The organism is Nonomuraea glycinis (assembly GCF_035920485.1).
In the GTDB taxonomy this organism is placed as follows: domain Bacteria; phylum Actinomycetota; class Actinomycetes; order Streptosporangiales; family Streptosporangiaceae; genus Nonomuraea; species Nonomuraea glycinis.
Window position 1 is genome coordinate 3,496,960 of the sequence record NZ_CP109166.1, and the last position, 12,437, is coordinate 3,509,396.

Genomic DNA, 12,437 nt, shown 5'->3' on the forward strand with positions numbered 1-12,437 from the left:
CCCGGCCGGGCGTCACGGTCAGCGGGTCGCCGGTCCCCCGGTGTAGCGGCGGGGGAGGATCATGAGCGGGTTGTCGTCGAGGATCACGTCGGGCGGCCCGAACCGGGCGGCGACCTCGCGGATCTCCGGATCGTCGAGCAGCAGCAGGCGGCCGTCCTCGACGAACGACTCGCCGTCCACCTGGATGCTGGGCCGGTCGATCTGGCAGTCGCAGTGCGCGAAGCCGGGGCTGGTGGTGACCGGGACGCCGTCGCGGAGGGCGTCGAGGCCGCAGTAGAAGGCTCCGGCGTGCTTCTCGCGCTCGAACTGGGTGCCGCCGGCGAGCCGGGTCTTGGGGTTGAGCCCGATCAGGGCGTGCCGGAGGTAGTAGCCGTCGGGTGAGGCGCGACGCAGCTGCTCAGCGGCGATCCCGCCCTCGATCTTCCGCACCTGGTTCTCCTCCAGCGTGATGCGCAGGAGTTGCTCCGGCACCCCGGTGAAGGTCGAGTCCTCGATGACCAGGACGCCTTCGGTGACGGTCGGATGGAAGTTCGCGCCGCCGTACGGGAAGGGTTGCCAGTCGCCGGGCTTCAGCGGGCCCTCGTCCAGGGTGAAGGCGAAGCGCGACAGGGTCAGGTCGGTGCCCAGCGCGGAGGTCACCCGGATGCTCTGGGCCGCGTTCAGCCTGGTCAGAGCCCGATGCTTGATGGCGTAGTAGACGTCGTTGGGGAACCTGGCGCCGGTGAGCATGGCGCCGGCCGTGGCGGCCATGTGCAGCGAGGCGAAGCGCACGGGCAGCGCTCTGATCTGGTCGAAGAAGAGGGGCGCGGTGTGCACCTCGCCCCACCAGGTGGCGCTGATCACGACGTCGGCCTCCCGTACCGCGGCCGTCTCGACCTGGTGGGTCACGTCCTTGTCCCACCCCCCGGGGCTGAACGGGGCCACGGACAGCACGTGCACGTCGGCGTCGCGGTAGGCCGCCGCCGCGGCGATGGCCTGCACGACGACGGGGTCGGCCGTGTGCTCGACCAGCAGGAGCACCCGCTCGCCGGACGCGACCTGGGCGTGGTGCATCAGATTGCGCGCGCCGGGCATCAACTCGACGATCGAGTACGGGGTGGCGCCCGGCAGGGAGGCGTAGGAGAAGGGCGCCGCGGCGTAAGGATTCACGATCATCGCACTCTCATCCGGTATGTGCTGGTCTGCGACTTCTACCCGTTACTATAAGTGTTAGTACGACTACTTTCAGCTACTGGGGTGCCTATGAGGACGCGGACGAACCTGGCCCTGGCCACGCTGTTCTTCGGGGTGTTCGTGATGGGCTGCGCCGAACTGCTCGTGGTCGGCGTGCTGGACCTGATCGCCGCCGACCTGCGGGTCTCCATCGCCGCGGCCGGCACGCTGGTGACCGCCTACGCGCTGGGGATGGCGATCGGCGGGCCGATCCTGACCGCGCTGACGATCAGGATGGACAAGCGGGCCGTTCTGGTGGGCACGCTCGTCGTGTTCGCCGTCGCCAACCTGGTCCCGTTGCTGGTGCCCGACCATGGGGTGTTCGTCGCGGCGCGCGTCCTGGCGGGCGCGGTGCAGGGGCTGTTCATCGCCGTCGGGTTCGTGACGGGCATGGCGCTGGTCCCGCCGGAGCGTGCGGGCCGGGCGATCTCGGTGATCATCTCCGGCATCGCGGTGTCGGCCGCGCTGGGTGTGCCGCTGGGCACGCTGGTCGGGCAGACGGTGGGCTGGCGGGGCTCGTTCGTCGGGATCATCCTGTTCAGCGTGGTCGCGCTGGTCGCCACCGTGGCGTCGGTGCCGTCCGTGCCGCGCACCGGCGGCGGCGTCGCGGGCCAGGCCAGGTACGCCTTCGCGCCGCGGGTGCTCGCCGTGCTGCTGGTGAACTTCCTGGTGTTCGCGGCGGTGTACTCGGCGCTGACCTATATCGTGCCGTTCCTGAACGGTGTCACGGGCATCTCCGGCGCGCTGATCAGCGTGTTCCTGCTCGCCTACGGCCTGGCCAACGCGGTGGGCGCGTTCTGCGGCGGCCGGTTCGCCGACAGGAGCGCCGCGCGCACTCTCGTCGTGGCGACCGCCGGCGCCGCGGCCTGCCTGCTGGCGCTCTACCTCGCCGGCGCGGTCGCGCCGCTCGTGGCGCTGGTGATGGCGGCCTGGGGGCTGTTCGTCGGCGGCATGGTGCCCTCGCTGCAGTTCCGCGTGGTGAGCCTGGCCGGTCCGGGCGGCGCGCTGGCGTCCTCGCTGCCCGGCTCAGCGATCAACGTGGGCATCGCGGCCGGCTCGCTCGCCGGTGGCGTGGCGATCGGCGGCTCCGGCGTCTCGGCCCCGGTGGTCACCGGCCTGATCATCGCCGTGATCGCCGTGCCCACCGCCTGGGCCACCGGCTTTCTCAAGCCGCCGACGGCCCGGGCGGCGGAGCTCACTCCTTACGTCGCCTAACATCCGGAAAATGCTGGTTTGCGCACTTGTTAGAGATCTTCGTAGGGTGTGGCATCGCCTAAGATCGGAGTCCCCATGCGTGAGCCGGAGCCGACACCTGCCGATCAGTGGTCCGGGTGGGAAACAGAGCCGAAGCCCCCCGCATACTGGCCGGGACTCGGGAACGAGCAGCGGCAAGGCGGGCTGGAGATCGACCGCAAGGTCACGAAGGCCGTCGCCGGCAAGCTCGTCGGGCTGGCCACCGACGCCGACATGGACGGCACGTTCGAGAGACACGGGAGCCTCGAGGCCATCCCGAACCTCCACTGGCGCCTGCCCGGTGATCTCGGCCGGCTTCTCCAGAGCGCGGGCGCACTGACGCGCCTGGTCTGGAGTGACCTGCACGCCGAGGTCGGCATGGCGGGACTCCTGATCGAACGAGCCTCCGCCCGATATGACCTCGTGGAGTCCCCCCGGCTCGGCGACATCCCCCTGTCCGAGCTCGCGGCGCGCATGCCCGGGGAAGGCCCCCTGGGCCGGGCCGGCCAGCCGAGTCACCTCTACCCCAAGGGCAGCGATCCGCTCGAACTCGCCAAGGGGACCGATTACGGCGTCGGCGACATGACTGCGGCGAAAGCGGTGCACGACTTCTCCTTCAGCACCTTCTGGCTGTACGGGAATGTGCCGGCGTACTTCGATGCGATGGCCGCCTCCCTGGTCGAACTGGCGAACACGCTGCCGCTGCGGGCGCAGGACCTGCGCGACGCCCCTTGGCACGGCGAGGCCGCCGACATGGCGCAGGGCGCGCTGCGGCAGATCCACGGGAACGTGACCTCCCTGGCCGCCACCGCCGGCACCCTGAACGCGGCGGCCGAGAGGTACAAGGAGATCGTCTACTGGTGCTCCGCCAACTTCGAGAAGGCGGTGGACCCGCATCGGGGCGGCTGGGACGAGTTCTGGGATCTCGGCGGCACGGCGGACAGCCGGACCCGGAGCTTCCTCGGGGAGGCGAACAACGCGTTCACCGACATCTATCAGATGATGCCCAAGCGCATCTCGCTGGATTTGCCGGGGCTGCTCGTGAACGACGACATGACCGCCGGCCTGCGCTCGAACATCGACCGCCTGGTCGATTTCCCCGAGCTCTCCGCGGCCAACCGGGAGTGGCTGGCCGACAACAAGCCGCTGCTGCGTACGTACGAGAAGGCGGAGCAGACGTACGGCTGACGGCCGCCAAGGAGACACCTTTCATGCGTGGGTCAGCCGGTTCGCTGGAGCAGGAGGGTGACGAAGCCCAGGAACCTCCGATAGCCGTGCAGCCACATGTCACGATGCTCCAAGGCGGCCGCGCGGGCCGCGTCGGCGTCCGGGCCGGGGTTCTCGTTGGCCCAGCGCAGGAGCGTCCCTGTCCAGGACCACTCGTAGTCATCCCATTCGGACAGGTCGCTGGTGTAGCCGTAGATCGTGTCGAAACCGGCGGATTCGGCGGCGGCGACCGTGCCCGGCAGGTCGAGGAAGTCCGACGGCTCGGCGCCCAGCCTGGTCAGCGCCTCCGGCGTCGGCTCGCGCTCCCAGAATCCCTCGCCGATCAGTGCCAGCCCGTTCGGCCTCAGGTAGCGCCGTAGGTGCTCGGCAGTGGGGACCAGGCCGCCGAACGCGTGCGTCGCGCCGACGCAGACCACCAGGTCGTACTGCTCGGCCACGGGGAAGTCGGCGGCCGGCCTGTGGTGGAGCCGGATGCGCTCCCAGACCCCCTGGGCCTCCGCGTGCCCCTCGGCGGCCTTGAGCGCCTGGGCGGAGATGTCGACGCCATCGGCGGTCGCGTCCTCGTGGAGGGCCAGCGCGCGCAACGTCCAGGCCGCCTCGCCGCAGCCGAGATCGAGGATCCGCGCCCCTTCGGGCAGCCGGGCCCGGCGCAGCAGCCGGGTCACGTGCGCGCCGGAGACCGGCGCGGCGATGGGATGGTCCCGATGGGCGAGATGACTGATGACCTGGCGTTCCATTGCCCCACTCTGTCCCATCTCCCACCGGCGGGACCAGCCGTTTGATCGCCCACGGACGTTGACCGCCGGCCATCCGGACGCCGCCGGCGTAAGGGAGGCTCAACATCGCGTCATGTACGTACGAGGCGGGGCCTCGTCAGCGACGGGCACCTCCAGGGTTGTGGCGTGGGCGCCGTCGGCGTCGATGAGATGGTCTTCCACGGTCAGACCGGCAACGGCCAGCCGGTGACGGTTCAGCCAGCCGAACAGGTCCTGGCCGGCGCGGACGACTCCCACCGAGGGCGGGACGATGGCCCGTACGACACTGCGGGTCTGCAGCGTGAGCCGGCCGTCGGCGCGATCGGTGGTCACCGCGGCGGTGAATCGGCCCGTCGGCGGGCCGTCGAGCCAGGTCAGCAGCGTGGCCGGCGGTGTCGCGCAGAGGCCGGCCAGCTCGGCGGGGTGCGCCACGCGCAGCCGGCGGACGCTCAGGTGGCGCGGGCCCACGGTGGCCTGCTGCGGCAGGATCGACATCGGCGTGGTGAGGTGGTCCTGGGCGTGCGCGGCGGTCGCGGCCAGGGCGGCGATGTCCCGCTGGATGCCGGTCACGATCTCGGCCAGCGCCTGCCGTACCTGCGGCTCGGGGGCGTCGAGCAGATCGGCGATCTGACGCAGCGGCAGGCCGAGGCGCTGCAGGCCGCGGATGCGTTCGAGCCGGGACAGCTCGGCCACGCCGTACCAGCGGTAGCCGGTGAGGCCGTCGACCGAGGCCGGGACGAGCAGCCCGATCTTGTCGTAGTGGCGCAGGGTACGTTCGGATACGCCGACCATGCGCGCCAGTTGCCCGATCCGCCACATGGCGTCCCTTCGTGTTGACCTTGCCCCCGCGTCAGGGTTCTACCGTCACCGCCATGACCGATCCTCGTAGCCGGCTCATCGGCGTGCTGTTGCTGACCTCGCTGGTAGCCATGATGACCGCCGCGGTCATCGTGGTGCCATCGGGATTGACCCTGAATCCGGCCGACCCTGCCACCACGCTCACCGCCGTTGCCGAGCGGACCGACCTGCACCTGATCGAACTGGCCTTCGACGTCCTGGGCTGGCTGACCCTGACCGCCGCCGGCCTGGCCATGACCGCGCGCCCGGCCGGCGGCCTGCCGGCGCCGACCGTGAGCTTGGCCGAACCGATTGCCGCCGGCCTGGCCATGACTGCGCGCCCGGGTGGGCCGATGGCCGGTGGGCTGCTGGCCGCTGCCGGGCTTGCGGGTCTGCTTCATGACGCCGGGAACCTGGCACTCACCCAGTTGGCCGCCACTACCACCGCCGCCTCGGCCGCCCTGGCGGTCATGCTCACCGCCAAGTGGATGGTCAACCTGGCCGGCCTGCTGTGGGTCGCCGCCACCGTCGCGGCGGCGACCGGCAGCCCGATGTCCACCCGCCTCCGTGTCGCCGGCCTGGTCGCGGCCCTCTCCGGGCTCGCCGCCGTGGTGCTCCCCTGGACGACCGGAACGGCCGGCCCGACGGCGGCGCTGGAACAGCTCGGGTACGTCCTCCACCTGCCGATCATGCTGTGGTACGGCGTTCTGGGCTGGCGGTCACTGCGAAGCGGGCGACTTAGACTGGGCCGGTGACACCCAGAGCGGAGCAGGGGCAGGCGTTGCGCGCGGACGCCGCGCGTAACCGGGCCCGGGTGTTGCAGATCGCCCGCGAGCAGTTGGCCACGGGGGACGACTCGCTGATGTTCAACAGCATCGCGCGGCTGGCGGGAGTGGGCGTCGGGACCGTCTACCGGCATTTTCCCAACCGGCAGGCGCTGCTCGAAGCCCTGATGGCGGAGCGTTTCCAGCGGCTGGTCAGCGAGGCGCAGGCCGCGGCGGCCGACGAGGACGCGCTGGCGGGCCTGCACCGCCTGCTGCGTTACGCCCTCGGGCACGTGCTGGACGGCCCCGGGCTGACGGGGGTGCTCGAAGCCGCCAGCGACGCCGACGCCCGGACGTCGGCGATGAAGACCGACTTCGATCGGGCCATCACGGAGCTGCTCGACCGTGCCCGCCAGACGGGGGCCATCCGGCCTGATCTCGAAGCCGACGATGTCCGCCGGCTGCTCTGCGGCATCGAGCACGCCGTCCGCGTCGGCGAAGACCGGGCCAGGCACACCGAGCTCTACCTCGGCGTTCTGCTCGAAGGCCTGCGCCCGCCGCGCTGACGGCGGTCCCGTAAAACCCGAGAAGTCGCTGCCGCGCGTGGCTTCCCGAGACGGACGGGGGCGACCGCCGTGTCCCGCGGCGCGCCCCGACAAGACATGTCAATACCTCTCAGGTCAGATCTTCTCTGGACCCGGCGCAGACGCGGCCCGCATACCGCCGCCGGGATCGTTGGCGTCATGCGACTTCAACGAATGCAGATCTCGGCGCTGATCGTCCTGGCGGTCGTTGCGGCACTCGCGCTCGCGCCGCTGCCGACGCTGCCCTACACCACGGGCTTCGCGCCGCACTGGGTAACCGTCCTGGCCGCCGCGCTGAGCGCGATCTTCGTGGTCCGGCCACACCCTGCGGGGCTGCTGCCCGCCGTCCTGCTGCTGTGGTCGGCAGGCGGCGTCGTGCTCGACGGCTTCCGCGCGTTCTTCGCCGTCACGGGCATCCCGGCGGGCGACTTCGCGCATGTGGACTGGCCGGGGATGGCCCTGCGCGGGCTCAGCCTGGCCGGTTGCGCGCTGCTGGGCGCCCTGCTGCTGCCTCGCCTCAGGGTCCCGGGCGGGGCGTGGCTCGGCTACAGCGCCTTCGCGATCGGGTTCGTCTATCCCATGGCCAAGCTGTACTGGTCGGCGGGTGGCACGCTGCTGCGTCCGGAGGGTTATGCCGAGGGCTTCCCGTCCGGAGAGCTGATCATGCTGCTGATCGGGGCGGTGGGTTCGCTGGCGCTGGTCCAGCGGTGGGGGCGGTGGCTGCCGCGGCGGCTGGTGCTGGCAGGCGGTTGGACGGGCGCTGCTATGTTGACCACCATGGGGGCCATGTCCGTTTTCGGTACGTTGTCGCAGATGCTCGGCCTCACCCGAGGACCTGTGCCCCTGTCCGACCTCGCGGCGGTGGTGACGGTCGGGTTCGTGTACGGGAGCTGGCTGCTGTTCGGGCTGGCGGTCGGCGGGGCCACGCTGTCCTACCAGCGGGAGACGCTGCGGTGATGCCACCGCGGCGCGCGGACCTGGCCCTGGCCTTCGTTGTCGGAGTGCCGCTGCTGTCGCTGTCGGTGGTGGTGGCGGTGCTGTCGGTGCCGGGCGGGAGCGCGGCCCTGCTGGTGGGCGCCTGCCTGGTGGCGCATGCGGCCCTCATCTACCGGCGGAAGACCTGGGCATTCTTCGTGGTCGCCGCGGCCTTCGCCGTCCAGGTCGCTGTGACCGGACTGTTCCTCGTGCTGCCGTCCGTGGCCGTCTTCCCGATCGCCGTCTATTCGTGCACCGCATACGGCAGGCGTTTCCTGCCCTTGGCGACGGGGTTCGCCGGGGCCGGGGTGGCGGCTTATCGATTCGCCCGCGACCCGTCGGTCACCGCGGCTCACTTGGGGCCCAGCCCGTGGCTCCTGCTCGGCCTGCTGGCCGCGATCGTGCTGGCGGCCTGGGGATTCGGGCTGTACCGGCGGACCCAGCTCGCCTACATCGCTCTGCTGCAGGAGCAGGCCGAGGTGTCGGCTGACCGGGCGAGGCTGGCCGAGCGGGCGAGGATCGCGCGTGAGATGCACGACGTGGTCGCGCATGCCCTGGCTGTGATCGTCGCCCAGGCCAGAGGCGGCCGGTTCGCGTCCGAGCGAGCCACCGAGGTGCTGGCCACCGTGGAGGAGACCGGCCGCCGGGCCCTGACGGAGATGCGCGGCCTGGTCGGTGTGCTCCGCACCGATGCCGCCCCGCTGGACCCTTCGCCCGGGCTGGCCGACCTGCCCGCTCTGCTGTACGCATCGAGGGCGACCGGCCCAGTCGAGACGGGTACGGCCGGCTCCATTGGCCCGGCCGCCGAGCTTGCCGCCTACCGGGTGGTCCAAGAGGCACTCACCAACACCCTCAAGCACGCGGACCCGGCCGCGACGGCCGCCGTGCGCCTGGACTGGACGCCCGACGTCCTGGTCGTCACCGTCACCGACGACGGCGCGGGATGGAGGACGACGGACGGACGGGGAAACGGCCTGGCGGGCATGCGCGAGAGGCTGTCGGCCGTGGGCGGCACGCTGGAGGCGGGGCCGCGCGAAGAAGGCGGGTTCGCGGTGGTCGCCCGCCTGCCGTACGGGGAGGTGAGCAGGTGATCCGGGTGTTCGTTGCGGACGATCAGGACCTCGTGCGGACGGGCACGGTCATGGTGCTCCAGGCACAACCGGATATGGAGGTCGTGGGGGAGGCCCGCGACGGCGCCGACGCGCTGGCCCGGCTGCGCACCGTGCGGGCCGATGTTGTGCTCATGGACGTGCGCATGCCCCGCATGGACGGCGTGGCCGCCACCCGCGAACTGCTCGCCGAGGCTCCAGGGGCGCCGAAGGTGATCGTGCTGACCACCTTCGACCTGGACGAGTACGCCTTCGCCGCGCTGCGCGCCGGAGCCTCCGGGTTCCTGCTCAAGGACGCCCCCGCCGAGGACATGCTCGCGGCCGTGCGCGCCGTGCACGAGGGCGACGCGGTCATCGCGCCCTCCACCACCCGCCGCCTGCTCGACCACGTGGCTCCTACCCTCCCCGCGCCAGAGCCCGACCCGCTGACCGGCCGCGAACGCGAGGTCCTGCGCCATATCGCCAGGGGGCGGACGAATGCGGAGATCGCGGGCCTGCTGTTCCTGTCGGAGGGCACGGTGAAAACACATGTCGGCCGCATCCTGGCCAAGCTGGAGTTGCGAGACCGCGTCCAGGCCGTCATCTGGGCCTACGAACACGGGCTGACCCACTCGCGCTGACCGTCACTCCGGGGGAACGATCATTCGACGCGCGATCAGCAGCTGGCCAACATCCGCCGCATCTACGGCCCCGAAAAGGGAGCCCTCGGCATCCTGGCGATCGAGATCGAGCTGGTCGGCGAACCCACCACCTGATCCCCAGGCACCGCACGTCAGACCTGCGGCGGAGGCTTGTCGTTCAATTTCGGCCGGATAGTCCTAAGACCCCACACCGGAGCGTCGCCAGCCTTATGCGACCAGCAGACATCCACCTGAAACGATCACGAACCGCAATCGTGATCACTCACACAGCTACTTTGGGGCTTGGGTCAGCATCGGGAGCGGAGGGCCGAAACGAAACGTGCCGATGATCCCGGCCCGGACCAACTAAACGGATAGCCATCCGCTTATGCTACGGTCTGAATCAGAAACCGGATACCCATCCGGTACGAGGAAGGGCGGAGCCATGAGCGGACGAGCTGTGGTGACGGCGGGGACCGGGGGAATCGGTCTGGAGACCGCGATGGGGCTGGCGGCGAGCGGTTACGCGGTGACCGTGGTGGGCCGTAACGCCGAGCGTGGCGCCCGCGCGGTCGAGCGGATCGACGCGGTGGGGACCGGTCCGGGGGCGCGATTCGTCCAGGCCGACCTCGCCTCGCTCAGTGCCGTACGAGCCCTCGCCGCCCAGCTCGCCGAGGAGGGGCCGCTGCAGGTGCTGGTGAACAACGTCGGCGCGATGTTCACCGACCGGCAACGCACGGTGGACGACATCGAGGCGACCTTCGCCGTCAACCACCTCTCCCCGTACCTGCTGACCGAGCTGCTGCTGGACCAGCTCCGGGCGGGAGCGCCGAGCCGGATCGTCAACGTCACCTCAGGCGCGATCCGGGCCGCCAAACGCATCTTCCAGGCCGTCGAGCCGCCGGGCGGCTACTACGGCTTCCACTGGTACGGCCGGGCCAAGCTCGCCAACCTGGCCTACACCCTGGACCTGGCCGAACGGCTGCGGGACAGCAGCGTCTCGGTCTTCGCGGCCGACCCCGGCGGCGCCGACACCGACATGACCGACGACAGCATGCGGTCACCCGTCATCGTGTCACCCCCACTGCGGCTGCTCTGGCCTCTGGTCTGGCGGATCTTCGAACGCGCCACCTCCGGCTCCGCCGCCGTGGCCGCCCGCCCATCCCTCCGCGCCGCGACCGACGCCTCGCTCAACGGCCGAACCGGCCTGGTCATCGGCGCCAAAACCCACCCCGTAACCCCCTTCCGCTCCGCCACCGACCCCCGGACCGCCGAAGCCGTCCTCAACCTCAGCCGCAAACTGGCCCCCCTCACCCCACCCAGCGAGGTGACCGCCTGAAGCGCAGCGCACGCGCCCGGCGTGCTGCCCTTCGGGCCTCGTATCCGGTCGGCCACGCCACCGGGAAAATCTGGCTACGGTGGAACCATGTTCTTCGAGCCCCTGCCAGAGCAGGAAGAACAGACTCGCTTACCCAAGCCTGGGCTGCCTGCCTGGTACGCTCCGCCGTCGGGCGAGATGGGCGGGGTGATGGTCAGCGGTCTGATGCTGGCCCGCACCCAGAATGTCGCCGTCACCTTGCCGACGATTCAGGCGTTCGAAACCGGCTGCCTGATGAACGTGGACATCGTCATGAGGCCGCATACGCTGTCCGCCGATGACTTCCAGGTGCTCCAACTGTCCGTTTATCCGCACATGATCGCCAGGGTGGGAGCCGGCCGCCTGCCGGACGACCTGTTGCGGTTCGGCGTACGCTTCGCCGACGGCACCAAGGCCACCACCATCGGACAGCGTTTCGACAGAACTCAGCTCCCCCAGGAGCCGCCGCCGGGTCCGCGACTTTCCTGGTTGTTCGGCGGCATGTCGATGCGCAGCGGCGACGAAGAGATGAGTGCCATCAATATGGGTCTGTGGCTCTGGCCCTTGCCACCCCCGGAGACCTTCGAACTCGGCGTGGAATGGCCCGCCGGCGGGATCGAGCTGAGGATCGCCCACCTGGACGGCGAGGCCATCGGGTCCGCCGTCCAGCAGTCGGTTCCGTACTGGCCGGATTCCCCGCAGAGCGAGTAGTGCCTGGCCGGCGCGAGGTGTCTCATTGGGAAAGTCCTGTCCTGCGGTATTCGCACTCAGAACGTGATGACGACCTTTCCTGAGGAATGGCCCTCTTCCTGGTATCTGATGGCTTCCGGGATCTCCTTGAAGGGGTAGGTCCGGTCGATGACCGGGGTGACCTTGCCGTCCTCGATGAGCTCGGTCAGCAGGGTCAGGTTCTGCTTGTTCTCGGTGCAGCTGACCACGTCGGCGATGGTCATCGTCTGCGACACGAACGGCGACAGCACGACCGCCGCCATCATGTGACCGACGGGCTGAACCCATCGCCCGCCTTTCCCGCCGATGAGGATGTAGGCGCCTTTACGTGTCAGCACCTGCCGGCAGGCGAGGGCCGAGTGGCTTCCGGCGATGTCCAGCATGATGTCGTAGCGCTGTCCGAGCTGGGTGAAGTCCTGCTTGGTGTAGTCGACGACCTCGTCCGCGCCGATCGATCGGACCAGGTCCACGTTGCGGCTGCCGCAGACGCCGGTGACCGTCGCGCCGAACGCCTTGGCGAGTTGCACGGCGAACGTGCCCACCCCTCCCGAGGCGCCGTCGATGAGCACCTTCTGGCCCGGCTGAATCCTTCCCTTGTCGCGCAGTGCGATCAGGGCGGTGTTGGCCGCCAGCGGCACGGCCGCCGCTTGCTCGAACGTCAGGTTGGCTGGCTTCGGCGCCAGCTCGGACTCCTTGACGCAGGCGTACTCGCCGAAGCCGTCCCGCTTGGACATCGCGTACACCTCGTCGCCGGGGCGGAACTCGGTCACGTCCGCGCCGACCTCCTCGACCTGCCCCGCCAGGTCGGCGCCCAGGACGCCGAACTTCGGCCCGCGCAGCCCGGGGCCGCCGCCGCCCATCAGTCGCGCGACGTACGGCTGTCCTCTCATGTAGTGCCAGTCGTACGGCTGGACGGAGGTGGCACGTACGCGGACCAGCACCTCGTCGCGGGCGGGGACCGGCCGGTCGAGGTCGGTGAGCTCGAGTACGTCGGGTGAGCCGTACGAGCGCAGGACGAACGCCTTCATTGCATGC

General features: G+C 70.4%; 13 protein-coding genes. 9 read left to right on the forward strand and 4 right to left on the reverse strand.

The window, feature by feature from the left end; translation table 11 throughout:
- Nucleotides 1-18: 18 nt before the first annotated feature.
- Nucleotides 19-1,155, reverse strand: a complete 1,137-nt coding sequence (locus OHA68_RS16470; protein WP_327108413.1) for a M29 family metallopeptidase — start codon at nucleotides 1,153-1,155, stop codon at nucleotides 19-21.
- Nucleotides 1,156-1,242: 87 nt separating this feature from the next.
- On the opposite strand from OHA68_RS16470, the gene OHA68_RS16475 reads away from it, so the two are divergent.
- A complete protein-coding gene (locus OHA68_RS16475; RefSeq protein WP_327108414.1) occupies nucleotides 1,243-2,427 on the forward strand; it encodes an MFS transporter in 1,185 nt (394 codons plus the stop codon).
- 75 nt (nucleotides 2,428-2,502) lie between these two features.
- Nucleotides 2,503-3,633: a hypothetical protein gene (locus OHA68_RS16480; protein WP_327108415.1), complete on the forward strand. Its 1,131-nt coding sequence runs from the start codon at nucleotides 2,503-2,505 to the stop codon at nucleotides 3,631-3,633.
- Between the two features lie 32 nt (nucleotides 3,634-3,665).
- Here the strand turns inward: OHA68_RS16480 and OHA68_RS16485 are convergent, their stop codons facing one another.
- Together OHA68_RS16485 and OHA68_RS16490 are read right to left on the reverse strand one after the other, a co-directional pair.
- Nucleotides 3,666-4,409: an SAM-dependent methyltransferase gene (locus tag OHA68_RS16485; protein WP_327108416.1), complete on the reverse strand. Its 744-nt coding sequence runs from the start codon at nucleotides 4,407-4,409 to the stop codon at nucleotides 3,666-3,668.
- 99 nt (nucleotides 4,410-4,508) lie between these two features.
- Complete coding sequence (locus tag OHA68_RS16490; RefSeq protein WP_327108417.1) at nucleotides 4,509-5,246, reverse strand: MerR family transcriptional regulator; 738 nt, start codon at nucleotides 5,244-5,246, stop codon at nucleotides 4,509-4,511.
- A gap of 53 nt (nucleotides 5,247-5,299) precedes the next feature.
- Between OHA68_RS16490 and OHA68_RS16495 the strand changes: the two genes are divergently transcribed.
- The 7 genes from OHA68_RS16495 to OHA68_RS16525 all read left to right on the forward strand — a co-directional run bounded on the left by OHA68_RS16495 (nucleotide 5,300) and on the right by OHA68_RS16525 (nucleotide 11,384).
- Nucleotides 5,300-6,019, forward strand: a complete 720-nt coding sequence (locus OHA68_RS16495; protein ID WP_327108418.1) for a hypothetical protein — start codon at nucleotides 5,300-5,302, stop codon at nucleotides 6,017-6,019.
- Entirely contained in the window at nucleotides 6,016-6,594 is a 579-nt protein-coding gene (locus OHA68_RS16500) for a TetR/AcrR family transcriptional regulator (RefSeq protein WP_327108419.1), read from the forward strand. The genes OHA68_RS16495 and OHA68_RS16500 overlap by 4 nt, the downstream gene beginning before the upstream one ends.
- Before the next feature lie 177 nt (nucleotides 6,595-6,771).
- Nucleotides 6,772-7,569 carry a hypothetical protein gene (locus OHA68_RS16505; RefSeq protein WP_327108420.1) on the forward strand — a complete coding sequence of 266 codons (798 nt, stop codon included), beginning with the start codon at nucleotides 6,772-6,774 and terminating at the stop codon, nucleotides 7,567-7,569.
- Nucleotides 7,569-8,678: a sensor histidine kinase gene (locus OHA68_RS16510; protein ID WP_327108421.1), complete on the forward strand. Its 1,110-nt coding sequence runs from the start codon at nucleotides 7,569-7,571 to the stop codon at nucleotides 8,676-8,678. Before OHA68_RS16505 ends, OHA68_RS16510 begins: the two co-directional genes overlap by 1 nt.
- Nucleotides 8,675-9,316 carry a response regulator transcription factor gene (locus OHA68_RS16515; protein WP_327108422.1) on the forward strand — a complete coding sequence of 214 codons (642 nt, stop codon included), beginning with the start codon at nucleotides 8,675-8,677 and terminating at the stop codon, nucleotides 9,314-9,316. Before OHA68_RS16510 ends, OHA68_RS16515 begins: the two co-directional genes overlap by 4 nt.
- A 445-nt stretch (nucleotides 9,317-9,761) precedes the next feature.
- Nucleotides 9,762-10,655 carry an SDR family NAD(P)-dependent oxidoreductase gene (locus OHA68_RS16520; protein ID WP_327108423.1) on the forward strand — a complete coding sequence of 298 codons (894 nt, stop codon included), beginning with the start codon at nucleotides 9,762-9,764 and terminating at the stop codon, nucleotides 10,653-10,655.
- Between the two features lie 87 nt (nucleotides 10,656-10,742).
- On the forward strand, nucleotides 10,743-11,384 hold the full coding sequence (locus OHA68_RS16525; protein ID WP_327108424.1) for a hypothetical protein: 642 nt from the start codon (nucleotides 10,743-10,745) through the stop codon (nucleotides 11,382-11,384).
- Nucleotides 11,385-11,440: 56 nt separating this feature from the next.
- Here OHA68_RS16525 and OHA68_RS16530 read toward each other — a convergent pair whose 3' ends face one another.
- Entirely contained in the window at nucleotides 11,441-12,430 is a 990-nt protein-coding gene (locus tag OHA68_RS16530) for an NAD(P)-dependent alcohol dehydrogenase (RefSeq protein WP_327108425.1), read from the reverse strand.
- Between the last annotated feature and the right edge of the window lie 7 nt (nucleotides 12,431-12,437).